The sequence below is a fragment of the Collinsella aerofaciens genome, from assembly GCF_015560135.1.
Classification (GTDB): Bacteria; Actinomycetota; Coriobacteriia; order Coriobacteriales; family Coriobacteriaceae; genus Collinsella; species Collinsella aerofaciens_AN.
In genome coordinates this window covers 101,872-118,667 of record NZ_JADMRH010000002.1, presented here as the reverse complement: position 1 = coordinate 118,667, position 16,796 = coordinate 101,872, and the positions used below count along the sequence as shown (strand labels likewise).

Annotated in this window: 15 protein-coding genes and 2 tRNA genes; 1 reads left to right on the top strand and 16 read right to left on the bottom strand. The window is 60.1% G+C overall.

Translation table 11 applies throughout. From position 1 onward, the window contains the following. Positions 1–21: 21 nt before the first annotated feature. From I2H19_RS01515 to asnB, 15 genes are all read right to left on the bottom strand, one after another. Positions 22–570, bottom strand: a complete 549-nt coding sequence (locus I2H19_RS01515; RefSeq protein ID WP_055285230.1) for a hypothetical protein — start codon at positions 568–570, stop codon at positions 22–24. Between the two features lie 320 nt (positions 571–890). Further along, complete coding sequence (locus I2H19_RS01510) at positions 891–2,459, bottom strand: threonine/serine exporter family protein (RefSeq protein WP_229089725.1); 1,569 nt, start codon at positions 2,457–2,459, stop codon at positions 891–893. 308 nt (positions 2,460–2,767) lie between these two features. After that, positions 2,768–4,732, bottom strand: coding sequence for a lysine--tRNA ligase (gene lysS, locus I2H19_RS01505; RefSeq protein WP_195620865.1), 1,965 nt, complete (start codon positions 4,730–4,732; stop codon positions 2,768–2,770). 79 nt (positions 4,733–4,811) lie between these two features. Further along, positions 4,812–5,282, bottom strand: coding sequence for a transcription elongation factor GreA (greA, locus tag I2H19_RS01500; RefSeq protein WP_006234960.1), 471 nt, complete (start codon positions 5,280–5,282; stop codon positions 4,812–4,814). Between the two features lie 106 nt (positions 5,283–5,388). Continuing rightward, a complete protein-coding gene (tatA, locus tag I2H19_RS01495) occupies positions 5,389–5,664 on the bottom strand; it encodes a twin-arginine translocase TatA/TatE family subunit (protein ID WP_022094895.1) in 276 nt (91 codons plus the stop codon). 112 nt (positions 5,665–5,776) lie between these two features. Then, positions 5,777–5,853, bottom strand: a tRNA-Pro gene (locus I2H19_RS01490). A 49-nt stretch (positions 5,854–5,902) separates the two neighbouring features. Then, positions 5,903–6,799 carry a 4-(cytidine 5'-diphospho)-2-C-methyl-D-erythritol kinase gene (gene ispE, locus I2H19_RS01485; protein WP_195620862.1) on the bottom strand — a complete coding sequence of 299 codons (897 nt, stop codon included), beginning with the start codon at positions 6,797–6,799 and terminating at the stop codon, positions 5,903–5,905. Positions 6,800–6,801: 2 nt separating this feature from the next. Further along, entirely contained in the window at positions 6,802–7,098 is a 297-nt protein-coding gene (locus I2H19_RS01480) for a Veg family protein (RefSeq protein WP_006234957.1), read from the bottom strand. A 183-nt stretch (positions 7,099–7,281) separates the two neighbouring features. Next, positions 7,282–7,728 (bottom strand): D-aminoacyl-tRNA deacylase, encoded by a 447-nt coding sequence (dtd, locus tag I2H19_RS01475; RefSeq protein WP_195620857.1) that lies wholly within the window; start codon positions 7,726–7,728, stop codon positions 7,282–7,284. A gap of 3 nt (positions 7,729–7,731) precedes the next feature. Further along, positions 7,732–8,373 carry an RdgB/HAM1 family non-canonical purine NTP pyrophosphatase gene (gene rdgB, locus I2H19_RS01470; protein ID WP_117802906.1) on the bottom strand — a complete coding sequence of 214 codons (642 nt, stop codon included), beginning with the start codon at positions 8,371–8,373 and terminating at the stop codon, positions 7,732–7,734. A gap of 143 nt (positions 8,374–8,516) precedes the next feature. Then, positions 8,517–9,242 (bottom strand): ribonuclease PH, encoded by a 726-nt coding sequence (gene rph / locus I2H19_RS01465; protein ID WP_117848021.1) that lies wholly within the window; start codon positions 9,240–9,242, stop codon positions 8,517–8,519. Between the two features lie 54 nt (positions 9,243–9,296). Next, the gene (murI, locus tag I2H19_RS01460) at positions 9,297–10,181 is read right to left on the bottom strand and encodes a glutamate racemase (RefSeq protein ID WP_117745775.1); all 885 of its coding nucleotides are present in this window, start codon (positions 10,179–10,181) and stop codon (positions 9,297–9,299) included. A 51-nt stretch (positions 10,182–10,232) separates the two neighbouring features. Continuing rightward, positions 10,233–11,144 carry an HAD family hydrolase gene (locus I2H19_RS01455; protein ID WP_195620856.1) on the bottom strand — a complete coding sequence of 304 codons (912 nt, stop codon included), beginning with the start codon at positions 11,142–11,144 and terminating at the stop codon, positions 10,233–10,235. 107 nt (positions 11,145–11,251) lie between these two features. After that, entirely contained in the window at positions 11,252–12,814 is a 1,563-nt protein-coding gene (locus I2H19_RS01450) for a Mur ligase family protein (RefSeq protein ID WP_195364088.1), read from the bottom strand. 111 nt (positions 12,815–12,925) lie between these two features. Beyond that, a complete protein-coding gene (gene asnB / locus I2H19_RS01445; protein WP_195620855.1) occupies positions 12,926–14,806 on the bottom strand; it encodes an asparagine synthase (glutamine-hydrolyzing) in 1,881 nt (626 codons plus the stop codon). Between the two features lie 187 nt (positions 14,807–14,993). Here asnB and I2H19_RS01440 point away from each other — a divergent pair. Continuing rightward, positions 14,994–15,069 (top strand) — tRNA-Val (locus tag I2H19_RS01440). Between the two features lie 425 nt (positions 15,070–15,494). Here the strand turns inward: I2H19_RS01440 and I2H19_RS01435 are convergent. Beyond that, positions 15,495–16,778 (bottom strand): aminotransferase class III-fold pyridoxal phosphate-dependent enzyme, encoded by a 1,284-nt coding sequence (locus I2H19_RS01435; protein ID WP_195620854.1) that lies wholly within the window; start codon positions 16,776–16,778, stop codon positions 15,495–15,497. Positions 16,779–16,796 lie beyond the last annotated feature (18 nt).

The following is a 16,796-nucleotide window of genomic DNA, read 5'->3' as shown; positions in this document are numbered from 1 at the left end:
CTCAGCAGATCCCTAAGCGAGCTACTCGCACTCAGGAGCCATAGCCTGCTCCAAGAGCTCGGCATGCTCCTCCTCGAAAACCGTCCCCACAGGGAAGGCGCGACGGAAGACGAAGTGGGAAATCGGACCGGCTACCAAAAGGTTCCACGGCAGCGCCATCACAAAATTATGCGGGATGTTGATCATCCAGATCGCGGGCACGGAATACAGGTTCGCAAGGATGCCGCCGGGCATGTGCGTCAGACCCTCGCAGGCACCGTACAGCGACATGATGATAACCATGGGAACGACCATGCAGGAGCTGACGGCGAGCGTCATGGCAAGCGGCGAGCTCTTGCCCGGCGTGACCAAGTACTTAAAGGCGAAACCCTTGGCGAGCGGGCTGGCGACGAACCAGTCGCAGCACATGGCAAAAATGTAGGCAACGGGGAAGCCGAGCCACGCGGCGGCAACAACCTCGCCGTTGATGGCCCCATGCTGCAGGGCAACGTTGTAGATGCTCATCCAGAGCACCATGCAAAAGCACATGATAAAGGTGAACAGCAGGCTCTCTCGTTTGTTGATAGGCATATAGGGCATTGTCCTTTCTGTGTTACGCCGCGGCACCACGCAACAAAAACGGGCGGGCAAGATGGAGCTGTTGGGACTTCATCTCGCCCGCCCGTGGTACGTGCGTCTGCGACTACTTATGTGGTGGAACTACCCTAACACGAACGGCGCGCGCTTCGTAAGCGTTGAGTTTATGGAGATGCAGGGCACCAATAATCCCCCCCCCCGACCCCATAAGTTGCGGTGGAATACGGACTGTTTTGACCCTTTAAGCAGCAATTCAGTCCCTATTTCACCGCAACTCATTGGGGGTGCAAAGTAACCTGTCCCCTTTGCACCAATTAGCTGGTGTGGCGCCAGCGAGGGTCGGTGAGTGTACGTGCCACACCCAGACCAACGGGCAAAAACGCCACGATGAGCACTGCACGCACAAACCAACCGAGCATATTGACTGTGTCGAAGGTGCACATGTAATACATCGAGCGATACAGATACAAACCCGGCACCATAATGACAATCGAAGGCACCGTGAGAGCGATACGCGGGTAGGTGAGCTTGACTTCGGCCAAGCTTGCCAGCAGACCCGATACCAGCGCGCCGATAAACGCTGCTGCCTCGGGAGGCATTCCCGTGCTGAGGCCCAGGAAGGGAATCATCGTCGGCGCATCGACGAGCGTAAGGCGCAGGGTATTGGAAACGGCGCCGATCAACCCAGCTGCCGCGGCCATCTTTACCGGGCTGTTGAACATCACCGAGAAGCCGAATACGCCAACGAAGCTCATCACCACGCGCAGGAGCGTAAGGGCAAGCGGCGAAAGGCCGAGCGGGGCAAAATCATCCGGTGCCAGCCCCACACACTCGGCAACCATCCAGCCCACAAGGGTCGCCATCACAATAATCGACACGGCATACGAAAGACGCTCAATGCCGCTTCGCATATCGAGCTTAGCGATGTCGAGGCCTGCCGTAATGAGGGGAAAGCCGGGAATCACGAAGAGCATGGCGCCGATATAGCCTTCTTGGTGCGACATTGCCCCCGGTACGACCTGGCCAAGGCCGAGCAATGCCAGCAGATACGAAACGCAAGCGAGCGCAACGCCCGTCGTCAGCGCGCTAAACTGGCCAAGACCCTGCTTGAGAATATGGGAGCGAGCAAAGTTACCGACACCAGCGCCTACGAATGCGCAGGCCATCTCGATAGGGCCGCCGCCGAGCAAAAAGACGAAGGCGCCGCAAGCACAGGCTGCCGCAAGGCCCTGTTGCCAGGGAGAGTAATCGGGTTTTGAGCTCTCAACGGTCCTGAGCATCTCGTGGTACTCGTGTACCGTGAAGCGACGACCATAGGTCTCGATTTCCTTGAGGAAACTCTCCATCATCCAAATGCGATGGGTATTGACTCCCGTTGTGGGCAGGCTGACAACCTCGTTAAAGCAGTGGCCATCTTCGATGCAAGTACACTCAAACGACAGAAGGCTCAGGTCGACGTGAATCGTGACGCCGAGTACGGCAGCAACACGATTCATGGTATCGCGCACGCGCCAGGCACCTGTTCCGCTTGCCAGCATAAGCATGCCGGTGCGGCAGATGATGGATGACTTATCGGTGAGCGGCGCATCGACGGCAAGCTCATCGCCTGCCGTCACGATCTGGTGCCAGTCAGTTTTCATATGGAGCGCGCCGGCACGAACGCCGTGGTGCATGGGAGCTCTCGAAAGCAGCGAGTCAAGGCGCGAAGGCTGTGGGGGCTCCACTGATTCACCCTCAACCTCATCAGCCTCTTCATCGACCAAATCAAAGGAATCAAGCGGCGCTGGCTCGCGACGGTCGATTAGCTCCTCATCCTCATCATCAAAGTAATTGAACTGATCGAGCATGTCCTCTTCGATTGCACGCTCGCTCGCGTCGTCCATATAGACGCTCCCTTCCTGCCGACTAACCCCCATCCTAGGCAGCAACGGCTAAAGGAAACATAAAAGAGACGACTATCAAAACAAGGACTGTCCCCAACTGCCGGCAGAAAAGGAACGTCCCCAAGTGCCAACCACGGCAATGCCGATGCTTTGGTAACGACAGCGAGCGGGTCGCATTTGTGACAAGGTGACGTGAAACGAAAGGGCGCTGACCTTCTGGTCGCGCCCTTGAAGTTGAACGTCAGATTGTCCAAATGCGGCCCGCGCAGCGTCGAGCCATTACGCGGTTCGTAGAACCGCGTAACAAGTTAGTACATCTTTGCGCCAGCGGGGATGGAGGCGTCGAGCTGGATCAGGTTGAGGCGCTCCTCGCCCTCCTCCTCGTGGACAGCGCTGATCAGCATGCCGCAGCTGGGAATACCCATCATCTTGCGCGGAGGCAGGTTGGTGATGGCGAGCAAGGTCTTGCCGACCAGGTCCTCGGGCTCGTAATAAGCGTGAATACCGGAGAGGATGGTGCGGTCGGTACCGGTACCGTCGTCGAGCGTAAAGTTCAGCAGCTTCTTGGACTTCTTGACGGCCTCGCATGCCTTGACCTTCACAGCGCGGAAATCGCTCTTGGAGAAGGTATCAAAGTCGACGAACTCCTCAAACAGCGGCTCAACGGCGATCTTGGAGTAATCGAGCGTGGGCTTAAGCGACTTAACGAATGGGCTCGCGGCGTTGCCGGCCTCGGCAGCCTTGGCGGCAGCGGCACCGGACTGGAAACCCTTCTCGGGCTTCATGTGCGGGAACAGCAGGACGTCACGGATAGAAGCCTGGTTAGTAAGCAGCATGACCACGCGGTCGATACCAATGCCAATGCCGCCCGCGGGAGGCATACCGTACTCGAGGGCGCGCACGTAGTCCTCGTCATACTCCATAGCCTCATCGTCGCCGCCGGCCTTCTCGGCCATCTGGGCAGCAAAGCGCTCAGCCTGGTCGACCGGGTCGTTGAGCTCGGAGAATGCGTTGGCGTACTCGTGGCCGGCGATGACCAGCTCAAAGCGGTGAGTCAAACGCGGGTCGTCCTCAAAACGCTTAGCGAGCGGGCTGACCTCGATGGGATAATCGCACACGAAGGTCGGGTTGACGATGGTATCCTCGCCCAGCTCATCGTAAATCTCGGCGATAATCTTGCCGGCGGTCCACTCGGGCTTAATCTCCAGGCCCTTCTCGCGCGCGGCGGCAGCAAGCTCCTCGACCGGCGTGTCGATGGTGACCTGCTTGCCGAGCACGTCGGAGACGATGTCGGTCATGGGACGGCTGGCCCACTCACCAGAAAGGTCGATGGTCTGGCCCTGGTACTCGATGACCTCGGGGTTGCCGATGGCCTTGTTAGCTGCCTTAATGACACCCTGGGCGAGCGCCTTCATGCCCTCGAGGTCGGAGAAGGCACGGTAGGCCTCCATCGTGGTGAACTCGGGGTTGTGGGTAAGGTCCATGCCCTCGTTACGGAAGATGCGGCCGATCTCGAACACGCGCTCAAAACCACCGACGATGCAGCGCTTGAGGTGCAGCTCGGTGGCAATACGCAGGTAGCACTCCTGATCGAGCGCGTTGAAGTGAGTGATGAACGGCTTGGCAGTAGCGCCGCCCTGGATGGTCTGCAGGATGGGGGTCTCGACCTCCATGTAGCCGTCGGACTCCATAAAGCGACGGAAGGTGGAGAGAATCTGCGAACGCTTACGGAAGGTCTCGCGAACGTCGTCGTTGGCGATCAGGTCGACGTAGCGCTGGCGATAGCGGGTCTCCTTGTCGGAAAGACCGTGGAACTTCTCGGGCAGCGGACGAACGGCCTTGGAAAGCAGGGTCGCGCTCTTAGGGGCAACGGAAAGCTGGCCGCGCTGGGTGCGCACGACCACGCCGGTCACGCCCAGGATGTCGCCCAGGTCGAGGGCCTTGAGCGTATTCCAGGCAGCCTCGTCCATGTCGTTGATGCGGCAGAACAGCTGAATCTCGGCAGTCGCATCGCGCACGACGATGAACATGATCTTGCCCTGACCGCGCTTGGCGACCACACGGCCGGCGATCTTCACGACATCCTCGGTGTCCTCACCATCGGCAAGATCGGCGTACTTAGTCTCGATATCGGCGACGTAGTCCTCAAGCTCAGAGTGCTCAGGATAGGGGTTCTGGCCCGCCTCGAACAGGGCGGCGCGCTTGGCCAGGCGGGTGGCGCGCTCGTCGTTGAGCGTCGATGCCTGATCGGCGGCGTTCTGGTTCTCTGCCATAAGTTAGCTCCTCAAACTAAAACGCTCCCCAGGATTCGGTCCCAGGGAGCGAAAACATACCTTTACGCGGGACCGTGGTCTAGCGTGCGATCTTGGCGATGGTGTAGACGCGAGTCTTGCCGGAAGGCGTAACGACCTCGACGGAGTCGCCCTCGCCGTGACCGATGATGGCGTGACCGACCGGAGACTCGTTGGAAATCTTGTGCTCGAGCGAGTTGGTCTCGGTGGTACCGACGAGCGTGACTTCCATGACCTCGCCGTTGGGATCAATCAGCGAAACGGTGGAACCGATGGAGACGGTCAGGTCGCCCGTGGTGGCAGCAACCTGAGCGTTGGCGAGGATGGCCTGGATCTCGGCAATACGAGCGGCGTTCTGGGCCTGCTTGTCCTTAGCGGCGTCGTACTCGGAGTTCTCCGAAAGGTCGCCGAACGCGCGGGCTTCCTTGATGTCCTCGACGATCTCCTTGGCGTAATCGCCCTCACGCCAAGCGAGCTCCTCGACGAGCTTCTGGCGGCCCTCAGCGGTCAGTACGATCTGGCTTGCGTCCATACGGATATCTCCCCAACTCTGATCAAACAATCAACTGTCAACAAAACGAAAAAGACCGGCTAGCCTGCGGGCAAGCCGGTCAGGTGCTCACCCCAAAGGGATGGGACTACTCTGCGTCCGCGTCGCTGTCCTCTGCCTGCTTCTTCTTGGCAGCAGCGAGCTTGGCCTCGAGCTCAGCGATCTCCTTGTCCTCCTCGGACTGCTCGACCACGACCTCCTCGGCCTGCTTGGTCTCGGCCTTATCGTCGCCCTCCATACCCTCGCGGATATTCTTGACGGTAGAGCCGAGGGACTTGCCGAGCTTCGGCAGGTTCTTGGGCCCGAAGATAATCAGGACAACGACGAGAATAATGATGAGCTCAGGAGCCCTCAGTCCAAACATGTAGACCTCCACAATACAGCGAGACAAGCTCGAATGAGTATACCGCGGGTATCGCGGTATCACAACAATAGCTAAAAAAAGGGACCGCAAGAAGCGGTCCCTCCTCATGCTCTGGTCGGGTTGACTGGATTTGAACCAGCGACCCCTGCGTCCCGAACGCAGTGCTCTACCAAACTGAGCCACAACCCGTTAGCTCGACTATAGTAACAAAGATTTTCGCCGCATGCTAGAGAAATTTTTATTTCTTTGGCACTTCGACGCGAACCGTGTTGGAAATGAGCTCCGTCGTGCAGGCCCACCAGCCGTTTTGCTGGGCAGCGTCGGCAAGCCTTTCGGCCGTGGCGGCGGTGTCGCAAATGGCAAACGAGCAGGCACCCGATCCGCACACATCTACAGCAACGGTTCCGTCCTGTTTACGCAGCCAATCGAGAACCGTTTGAATCTGCGGCTCCATCTGTGCGGAAATGACACCCAAGTTGTTATGGATGAGCGCATATGCCGTCTCGGCATCACCAGCACGCAAGGCAGAAGCTATCGCGCCGGGCTCGTCCGCAGGCACCGGGGCCTCGTCAAAACGTCGATAGGCCTCAATTGTCGAAACGCTCGCCTCGCGCGGCTTAACCAGCACGACGGGCGTCACGGGCAGCGCGGGGTACTCAGTTGCCAGCACGTCTCCCCCACCTACGTAGAACGCAGGACTCGCGTGCAAAAAGAACGGGACGTCAGCACCAATGCCCCGCGCAATGTCGTCGAGCGCTGGGTCGGTGCGATCAATGCCCCAGAGCTCCGCCAAGGCGACAATGACCGCGGCCGCATCCGTCGAGGGGCCGCCCAAGCCGGCGCACAATGGAATGCGCTTCTCAATCGTCACGCAGATGTTTGCCTCGCGACCATAATGCTCGGCCATAGCAACCGCAGCCCGATACGCCGTATTCTTTTGCATGGGAAAATCTGATGCTGGAACCGTCTGGACGGTCAGCGCCTGCGCCGGCGTGACCGTCACGGTATCGGAAAGACCGACGGCCGCCATCAGGGAATCGACCCTGTGGTAGCCGCGGTCATCGCGCTCGGTATGAACCCCCAGGTAGAGGTTAATCTTTGCCGGCGCGGAAAGAGTCAGGGACCGATCGGTCACCGTTAATGCTCCTCGAGCTGATTGCCGAGCGGGGTAAAGATATGCTCGCCGCTCTCGGGGTCGAACAGCTCGACCTGACCGGTGAGGACATCGATATACTGGTAGGACTGACGCGACTTGCGGCCGCGGCGCTCGTCAACCTCGACGATAAAGACGGCGGGGTGGACGCTCTTGATGGTGCCCATGCGCTCGACGACGCGGGTGCGGCCCATGTTGGCCTTAACCTTGACGCGATCGCCCACCATATCGGTCAGCTTCTCGTGGATGTCGTCGACGTGATTGACTTCCATCTCTTCCATGAACAGGGCCTCCAGAAGGTGCAATTCAAAAAGGGGATAATACCCCTAAGATAGACAAAACTCTAATACTATAGCACCCTGCTGCCGCCATACGCAAGTAGCTAAATAAGCCCCGTCCCAAATACGTACCAGACGACAATCTCGCATGACCAGTTGTTACGCGGTTTGGTAAAACCGCGTAACCTAAAGGTTGTCGGTGTCCAGGACGATGGTGAATGGACCGTCGTTGACCAAGTCGACTTTCATATCGGCGCCGAAGATGCCATGTGCTACGTGTTCGACATCTTGACGAACAAGCGTCAGGAAGTACTCGTAGAGCTCGTTGGCGACATCGGGGGCGCCGGCATCCGTAAACGATGGGCGGCGACCGTGGCGGCAGTCGGCGAACAGCGTGAACTGCGACACCACGAGCACCTCGCCGTCGACATCGGCAAGCGCCAAGTTGGTCTTGTCGTTCTCGTCCTCGTTAATGCGCAAGCCCCGGAGCTTGCCCCACAGCTTGTCGGCCTCGGCACGCGTATCGCCATGGCCCACACCCAGCAGCACCAGGTAGCCGCGTCCAATGCGGCCCACGCACTCGCCGTCGACCGTCACGCCGGCGTTGAGCACGCGCTGCACCACCGCACGCACGGTCTACTCCTCGCCCGTCAGCTTGGCGGACAGATGCTCGAGCGCGTGGAAACGATGGCTGATGGCGTTCTTCTCGTCAGCCGTCAGCTCGGCCATGGTCTTGCCCGGCGTGTCGACCGGCAGGAACAGCGGGTCGTAGCCAAAGCCGTGATCGCCGCGGCCCTCGTGTGCGATAGTGCCCTCGCAGGCGCCCTCACCATAGGTGACCAAACCGTCCGTGTCGATGAGCGCAACGACGCTCATAAAGCGCGCGGTGCGATCCTCGTCGGCCACGCCTTCCAGGTTAACGAGCAGCTTGGCGTTGTTGGCGGCATCGTCGCCGTGCACGCCCGCATAGCGCGCGCTATACACGCCCGGCTCGCCGTCCAGGGCATCAACGACCAAGCCCGAATCGTCGGCAATGGCCATGAGCCCCGTCTCTTCGACCGCGGCTTGGGCCTTGATGATGGCGTTCTCCAAAAACGTCGTGCCGTTTTCCTCGGGATCCTCAAAATCGCCCAGCTGGCCGAGCGCTACAAAGCGCACCTCGGGCATAACCTTGCCCAAAATGGCCTCGATCTCAGTGAGCTTATGGGCGTTGCCCGTTGCCACGACGATGGTCGCCGCCGGGTCGAGGGTGTCGATGTCGATCTTCTCAAGTGCCATAAGTGGTCTCCTTGTCTCTATAGCAATGCCGCGCCGAGGGCGACGAGGGCCTCTGCCTCTCCCCTCTCAATCAACGGCTGTCTTGTGCCTAGACGTCTCCGCAGATAAAACCTACCAAATTAAACCTGTCCCTTTTTGGTAGGTTAGGCGAGGGCTTGGCGCTGAAGCTCGATGAGCTCGGCGATACCTTTGTCGCCCAGGTCGAGCAGGGCGTTGAGGCGCTTACGGTCGAAGGGCGCCTGCTCGCCGGTGCCCTGGAGCTCGATCATCTCACCGGTGTCGGTGGCGACGAGGTTCATGTCGACCTCGGCATGGCTGTCCTCGGAATAATCCAAGTCGAGCAGGGTGTTGCCGTCGACAACGCCCATGGAGATGGCAGCCACCTGGCCGATAAGCGGGATGCGCTCGATCTTGCCCGCCTCGACCCACATGGCGAGGGCGTCGTGCAGCGCCACCCAGGCGCCGGTGATGCTCGCTGTACGCGTGCCGCCATCGGCCTGAATCACATCGCAGTCGACGGTGACGGTGTACTCGCCGAGCGCCTTCATGTTGACGACGGTACGCAGGCTGCGGCCAATGAGGCGCTCGATCTCCATGGAGCGGCCCTTGCGGTTGGCGTGCTCGCGCTTGCAGCGCTTGCCGGTCGACGCCGGCAGCATGGCGTATTCCGCGGTCACCCAGCCGGCCTTAGCTCCCTTTCGCCAGCCCGGCACGCCCTCCTCGATAGTGGCGGCGCACAGCACGCGCGTGTCACCGAACTCGGCCAGACACGAGCCGTGAGCGTGCTTCATGACGCCACGGGTGAGCTTAACGGGGCGCAACTCGTTGGCGGCGCGACCGTTGGCGCGGTTGACCTGCATGTACTCCATAGAAATTTCCTTTCGGCAAAAGATGTGGCGAAGGCTCTGGCAGCTGCCTTACATCTATTTCAGCTCATCGATATCGATATGTTCGATGCTCTTGAGCGGCTGACCAAAGATAAAGCTGCCCGCCACCGCAAACTCGGCAATGTTATCGGCCGTCGTGGCAAAACGATGCTGCGGCTCGGCGGCGTCGCCCGCCAGCTGCTCGCGGCGCGTGAGGATATCGGTCAGCTCGCGCGTGGTCTCCTCGGCGGAACTCACGACGCGCACCCCAGGCCCCAGCGCATGCCGGATAGGTCCCACCAACAGCGGAAAATGCGTACAGCCGAGCACCACGGTATCGATACCGTGGTCGCGCAGCGGCTCAACCGTGGCACCCACCAGCGCACGCACGGCAGGCGTATCGAAGATGTCCTCGTTCTCAAGCCACTGTTCCTGCAGATGTGCACCCGAGGCGAGCTCGTGTTCGACAACCTCGACAAAGCTCGAGGCAGGACAGCCGTATACATCGACGCCGGCATCTAGATCCTGAATGGCGCGCGTGTAGGCGCCCGAGCGAATGGTGAGGTTGGTGGCGAGCACGCCCACACGACGCGAGCGGGTGCTGTTGATTGCCGCACGGGCACCCGGCGCGATCACGCCGATCACGGGAACGTCGAGCACCTGCTGGGCCAGACGCAAGGCCGCAGCGGTCGCCGTGTTGCAGGCGATGACCATAATCTTGACGTCGTGCTTCGAAAGCCAACGACCCGCCTGCAACGCAAACGAGCGCACCTCATCCTCGGTGCGCGTGCCGTAGGGGCAGCGCTTGGTGTCGCCAAAGTAGTAGACGGACTCGTGCGGCAGCGCCGTCGCGATGGCGCGCGCAACCGTCAGACCGCCCAAACCAGAATCGAACACGCCAATCGGGCGCGTGTCGCCTGCCGGATTCTCGATATCGGACATTACCTCACCAGTCTCTCTCGAAAAGACATGTCCAAGTGCGGCGACGCCGCGCTACGAACGCGCCGCGACCAGCAGCTCTGCCGTCGCCGCCCAACCGTCGACAATTTTGCCGCGCGTAACGAAAGCGTTCTCGCAAGCAGCCAGGAACTCGGGCGCGCCGGCGCTCGTCAGGCCATTCTCGACCAGGCAGAACGTGCCCACGTGATCGGCCATGTAGAAGTCGGACTCGGAATCGCCGAGCGCGAGCGTCTCCTCGCGCTCGATCCCTAGGTGCTCGCAGAAGCGCGCAATGGCGACGCCTTTGTTGAGGCCCGCGGGGTTGATGTTGAATGCGCGACCGTCCTCGACGCGATCGAGCTCGAGCGTCGTCGGCTTGGACAGGTGAGTCAGATGGCCGTTGCAAGCCCAGATCAGACCGCAGCCGGCCTCGTCCAGGATGGCCTGGGCCTCATCGTCGGGCACATCGCCGCGCATGCCGACGGTGACCTCACGGTATTTGTAGCCGGTCGACATGTCGTTGTGATACTCGATCTTGTGCGGCCAGCGGGCAAGGATCTTCTCGCACACGCCGGTCTGCTCGATCACCTGGTGCGGAGTAAGGCCGCAGGCGGGGTCGTAAGGCATGTCGCCGGTCAGATACTCCCAATCGTTGGCTTTGAGGTCGTACATGACCAGGCCGCCCATCTCACCAATGTAGGAGTTGAGGCCGAGCACGCGCGCGTCCTCGTGGATCATGGTACGGTTGCGGCCCGAGGTGGGAACCACCTGAATACCAGCGCGAGCGAGCGCCACGACAGCCTCGACGAGTTTGGTCGAGGGGTTGCCGTCGTTGTCGCGCAGCACGCACGAGCCGGGCGCGAGCATCGTGGCATCCAGGTCGGTAAAGACGTACTTGACCTTGGCCAAGCGCTCGCGCATCTCGCCCGAAAGCTCGGCAACGGTCGGCAGGGTGTTGTGGGACATGGTTACTCCGTTTACGTAGAAGGGTTTGGACTTGGACGGCATGTTTTGATTGAGGGAACACGCTTATGGCGACAGCGCACTCAGGGCGCCGCCGCCATCATGGTTCATTAGTCAAACTGGGTAACATCGATCAGGCGATTGGCCAACGAAAGGTCGCTCTCGATGGGCACGAACTCGTCGCCCACGTGCATGAGCTCTTCGTCACCCTTTGCCAGCAGCAAGACAATGGTGGGAGCATCGGGGTTGACGTACTCCTCGCGCGCCGCCTTGAACGCCGCATGCACAGCGGCTTCGCGGTCGAGGATGATCTTGTTCGGCGTATCGTCGGGAACATGCTCGGCAAGCTCGCGACAGACCTTCATCGGGTCCTCGTGAGCTGGATCCTCGTTGGCAAAGATCATCAGGTCGGAATACGGTGCGGCCTCGCGCGGAAGCTGCTCGCGGCGCTCCTGCGCCTTGCCGCCGGCAGCGCCAAACAGCGCAATGACGGGGCTAGCGGGAAACGCGCGCTTCACCGACGAGAAAAGCGAACGGAACGAAAGCTGGTTGTGCGCATAGTCGACGACGCAGATCACGCGGCCGTCCTTCGACTCCACGACCTCCATACGGCCCGGCACACGCAGTTTGGAGAGGCCCTTCTTGATAGCCTCGATACCGATGCCGATCTCGCGCGCAGCGGCGATAGCGACCAGCGCGTTTTCCACGTTAAAGTCGCCCGCGATGCCCAGCAGGACCTTCTCCCCCGTCTCGGACTCGTCGGCACACAGGCCATGCAAGTTGAACTCGATGCTAAAGCCGACCATGCGTACGTCGCTTGCCCACAGGCTCGCCTCGGGATGCTCGACCCCAACGGTCACCAAGCGATCGGCCGTCGACGCTGCCTCTAGCACACGGTCAACCTCTTCGGTGCCTAGATTCACCACGGCGGTCTTTGCCTGGTCAAAGATCCTGAGTTTGCTCTCAAAATAATCCTCAAACGTGGGGTGTTCGATCGGCGAGATGTGGTCGCGGCCGATGTTGAGGAAGCACGCCACGTCAAACGGCAGATTCTCGACGCGTTGGTACTTGAGCGCCTGGCTCGAAACCTCCATGACCATGGACTGGCGACCGGACGTGCGGCAGTTGGCGATATGGCGCCAGACCTCGGGGGCCTCGGGCGTAGTATTGGTGCTCTCGTAGCACTCGATGCCATCGTCGGTACTCACCGAGCCGATCATGCCGCAGGACTCGCCCGCCGCTTTGATAATCGACTGGAGCATAAAAGCGGCCGTGGTCTTTCCCTTGGTACCGGTGATACCCACGATCTTGACGTCGTGGTCGGGACGGTCGTAGACCTCCGGCGGCAACAGGGCCATGGCCGTGCGAACACTATCAACAACCAGCATCGCAGCACCGCTCTCCTGCGCCAGCGGCTCCAGAGACTCGACCAGCGACTCCTCGCACACAAATGCGACGGCGCCCGCATCGAGCGCCATGCTCAAAAACGCGGGCTTAAAGGCAGCACCTTTGCAAAAGAATACGTCACCTGCCGAGACCGCGCGCGAATCAAACGAGCAGCCGGTCACGGCGCGCTCGTCAACCTGCTCTGATGAGCGCAGCTCGCCGCACACATCGAGAAGCTTGGCAAGCGTATCGACCGTGGTCACGGTCGCGGAATCCGAATGGTGCATCTTTCACCTTTCTCAGCCATTTGGCAGGGACGGTTTTATAGTAACTGAAACGCACCCACGCAAAAACGGCTCCCGGAGGAGCCGTTACGCGCAGGCGTTCGTAAGCCGAGGCTAGGCAGCCTGAACAGCGGGCTGGTCCTCGTCGATAAAGAAGCGCTTGTACCACACCAGGAACACGAGCGGCGTATAGATCTTGCGCTGGAAATCGTCCTTGCCCGCAAAGTGCAGATCGAGCAGGTGCATGAGCTCATCGGTATCGAAGAACTCGCTTGCCCACGGCGCGGTGAAGTACTCCTTGACATAGTCGTACCACTTTTGCTCGCGCAGCCAGTAGACAATCGGCACCGGGAAGCCCACCTTGGGACGGGTGGCCCACTCATCGGGCAGCGACTTGTTGGCAGCGTGGCGGAGTACCTGTTTGTTGCCGTTCTCGTTGATGCGGTAGCGGTCGGGAATGTGCTCGGCGAACTCCATGACTTTGCGGTCCAGGAAGGGCACGCGCAGCTCCAGCGAGTGCGCCATGCACATCTTGTCGGCCTTGAGCAGAATGTCGCCCGGGAGCCACATGTTCATGTCCAGGTACTGCTTCTTGACCAGCTCGGGCTGACCCTTCACGCGCGCGTAGATGGGAGCGGCAAGCTCGAAGGCGCCGTCGCCGGTGTTGTACTCGGGCTTGAGCACGCCGTCGACCTCGCGCTCCGGCCATACCAGAGCCTGTCCCAGGAACGACTTCTCGGGGATCTCGGCACCCTTGACCAGGAAGTTATGTCCCTTGAAGTACGGCATATGCAGCGCCAGGTTACCGAGCGCGCGACGGATGGGCAGCGGCACCATCTTTTTGTACTTGCGCACCGGGACCGTGTCCTCGTAGTAGGCGTAGCCGCCAAAGAGCTCGTCGGCACCTTCGCCCGAAAGCACGACGGTGACGTCCTTGCGGGCCATCTCGGCCAAGAACCACAGCGGCACGGAAGACAAGTTGGACTGCGGCTCGTCCATGTGATACTGGATGTCCTCGAGCGCACCGAAGAACTCGTCGGCGGTAATCATCTTGCGAACGTTCTCGACGCCGAGCTTATCGGAAAGCTCCTTGGCGTAGTTGGTCTCGTTGAAGTTCTTGTAGTCAAAGCCCACCGAGAAGGTCTTGTCGGGCATGAGGCAAGCGGCGATGTAGCTGGAGTCGACGCCACCGGAGAGGAACGACGCGACCTTGACGTCGGCGATGCGATGGGCCTCGACGCTCTCGTGCACGACCTCGTCCAGCTCGTCGACGTACTCCTCGAACGGCTTCTCGACGGCAGAGTAATCGCAATCCCAGTAGCGCTCGATGTTCATCTTGCCGGTCGGGATATCGACGGTAAAGTAGTGCGCCGGCGGCAGCTTGTAGACACCCTCGAAGAAGGTCTCCTCGGTTGCCGAATACTGCAGCGTCATGTACGGACGCAGGGCCTTTTTGTTGACCGCCTTGTGGAAGTGCGGGTAGTCCAGGAAGCTCTTGATCTCGGAACCAAAGAGCACGCCCGGAGCGCCGTCGCCCGCATCGGCCATGGGATAGTAGTAAAGCGGCTTGATGCCAAAGATGTCACGGGCGCCAAAAAGCTTGTTCTTCTTTTTGTCCCAGATGACGAAGGCGTACATACCGCGTAAGCGATCGAGGACGGCCTCGCCCCACTCCTCGTAGCCGTGCAGGAGGCTCTCGGTGTCGGCGCCGCAGTGGAACTTGTAGCCCTTGGCCTCGAGCTCGGAACGGAGTTCTTGGAAGTTGTAGATCTCACCGTTGAAGACAATGACGACGCTGCCGTCCTCGTTGGCCATGGGTTGAGCGCCGGCCTCGGTCAGGTCGAGGATCGACAGGCGGCGGAAGCCCAGGGCAACGCGGCCGTCGATAAACTGACCGCCCATGTCGGGACCGCGATGGACGATGCGGTCCATCATCTTGGTGAGCACCTCGGATTGGTTATCCGTCCCACCGACAAAACCGACAAAACCGCACATATACTATCCCCTCTGCTGTTGCTGGGCATCAAATCGAATCAGTAGCTTTTGAGTATACCCGAGGGCGTAAAGAGGGGCGGAATGTTCAGGCAATCTCAACTGAATCAGCTCCGCGTGGACACGCGCCAGTTACCTTTAATGGATATGAGGTGAATGAGGCGATTGTTTTGCTATACTCTCTCCGCACGGGCGATTGGCGCAACGGTTAGCGCAGGTGCTTTACACGCACAAGGCTGGGGGTTCGAATCCCTCATCGCCCACCACCGAATTGGAAACGGTCCTCGCAAGGGGACCGTTTTTGTTTGGGCCCAGCGCATGGGATTCGAACCCGCCAGCACGTCTGTCACAAAGGCCGTGGTCAAAAAATGGCAAAAATGAGTACTGCTACCTTGGTTACAACATATAAATAGATAGTATTTGCTTAAGTTTCGCAACATATGTCCATTATAAGGACTAACAGTTGGACCAGAATCGTGCATTCATCGCCATTTCGACTTGCTATTTGGTCTGATTAGTCCAAAATTGCTGCTACCAAATCGGTAACAGTACTCATATTTGATGTTTTTTGACCAGTAGGTCTCCCAGCCTTAGCAAATCTAAGGCAAAAAGGGTTCCAGACCGCTGAATCATGCCGCATATGGCACGTCCGCAGTCCGGAACCCGATCCAAATTGAGTTATTACGCTGCGTTAGCCCAAGACACCCGACAGGATCTCGATCAGACTGTCCACGTCGGCTTCCTCGCAGACGAGCGGCGGCAAGAAACGCAGCGTATGAGCACCCGTAGCGTTAATCACGGCACCGGCGGCCAGCGCGCGGGCAACAATATCATGTGCGTCGCCCGCGGCATCATCCAAATCACAGCCGAGCATCAGGCCACGGCCACGCACCTCTACCACATGCGGAAGCTTAGCCAGCGCCTGCTCCATATAGGCACCCACCTTGGCAGCATGCTCGGCATAATCGCCGCGCACAAGCGCGGAGAGCGTCGCGGCACACGCCGCGATGGCCAAGCAGCTACCGCCAAAGGTCGAGCCGTGGTCGCCCGGCTTAAACACGTCGGCAATCTCCTTCTTTGCCACGACGGCACCCATGGGCACGCCGTCGGCAATGCCCTTGGCAAGGCTCATGATGTCGGGCTCCACGCCATAGGTCTGGAACGCAAACGGCTTGCCGGAGCGGAAGATGCCGCACTGGACCTCGTCGGCGATAAGCACGGCGCCCACTTCGTGTGCCAGGTCGCGCGCTGTCGCCATAAACTCCTCGGTCATGGGGTGCACGCCACTCTCACCCTGGATCGGCTCGAGCATCACGGCACAAATCTCGCTCCCCAGCTGCTTAAAGATCGCACGCAGCTCGTCCACATCGTTGGGCGTGCAGGCCACAAAGCCACCCGGCAGCGGGCGGAAGCTGTCCTGCAGCCAATCCTGCATGGTGGCGGCAATGGTCTCGAGCGTACGGCCGTGGAAGCCGCCGCGCATGCACACGATGGTGTTGCCGCCATTACCGGCACGCTTGGCGTACAGGCGCGCGAGCTTCATCGAGCCCTCGTTGGCCTCGGCGCCGGAATTGGCAAAGAACGTCTCCCACACCTGCTCGCCCGCAGCCGGGGCACCAAGAGCAGCTGCCGTGGTCTCATCGCCGGCGGCAATGGCATCGGCAAGCACGCGCGCACCATCTACGTCGTCGTTAGCAAGCTTGGACAGCAGCGCCGCGACCTGTCCGCGCTGCTCGATGTAAAAGTAATTGGAGACATGCATGAGCTTTTTGGTCTGCGCCTCGAGCGCCGAGAGCACAGCAGGGTCGCCATGACCTAGGCTGCACACGCCGATGCCGGCAAGAAAGTCGAGGTACTCACGGCCATCGTCGCCGGTGAGCTTCATGCCGTGACCCTCGACAAACTCGACCGGAGAGCGGCCAAAGGTATGCATAACGTAATGGGATTCAAGCGATTGCTGAGCTGCAAGTGACATGGGATGCCTTTCGTTGGG

Coding starts and splice junctions, on each gene's coding strand:
- I2H19_RS01515 (WP_055285230.1), bottom strand. CDS start 570: ATGCCTATCAACAAACGAGAGAGCCTGCTGTTCACCTTTATCATGTGC.
- I2H19_RS01510 (WP_229089725.1), bottom strand. CDS start 2,459: ATGGACGACGCGAGCGAGCGTGCAATCGAAGAGGACATGCTCGATCAG.
- lysS (WP_195620865.1), bottom strand. CDS start 4,732: ATGGCAGAGAACCAGAACGCCGCCGATCAGGCATCGACGCTCAACGAC.
- greA (WP_006234960.1), bottom strand. CDS start 5,282: ATGGACGCAAGCCAGATCGTACTGACCGCTGAGGGCCGCCAGAAGCTC.
- tatA (WP_022094895.1), bottom strand. CDS start 5,664: ATGTTTGGACTGAGGGCTCCTGAGCTCATCATTATTCTCGTCGTTGTC.
- I2H19_RS01480 (WP_006234957.1), bottom strand. CDS start 7,098: ATGGAAGAGATGGAAGTCAATCACGTCGACGACATCCACGAGAAGCTG.
- rdgB (WP_117802906.1), bottom strand. CDS start 8,373: ATGGCACTTGAGAAGATCGACATCGACACCCTCGACCCGGCGGCGACC.
- rph (WP_117848021.1), bottom strand. CDS start 9,242: ATGGAGTACATGCAGGTCAACCGCGCCAACGGTCGCGCCGCCAACGAG.
- murI (WP_117745775.1), bottom strand. CDS start 10,181: ATGTCCGATATCGAGAATCCGGCAGGCGACACGCGCCCGATTGGCGTG.
- I2H19_RS01455 (WP_195620856.1), bottom strand. CDS start 11,144: ATGTCCCACAACACCCTGCCGACCGTTGCCGAGCTTTCGGGCGAGATG.
- I2H19_RS01450 (WP_195364088.1), bottom strand. CDS start 12,814: ATGCACCATTCGGATTCCGCGACCGTGACCACGGTCGATACGCTTGCC.
- asnB (WP_195620855.1), bottom strand. CDS start 14,806: ATGTGCGGTTTTGTCGGTTTTGTCGGTGGGACGGATAACCAATCCGAG.
- I2H19_RS01435 (WP_195620854.1), bottom strand. CDS start 16,778: ATGTCACTTGCAGCTCAGCAATCGCTTGAATCCCATTACGTTATGCAT.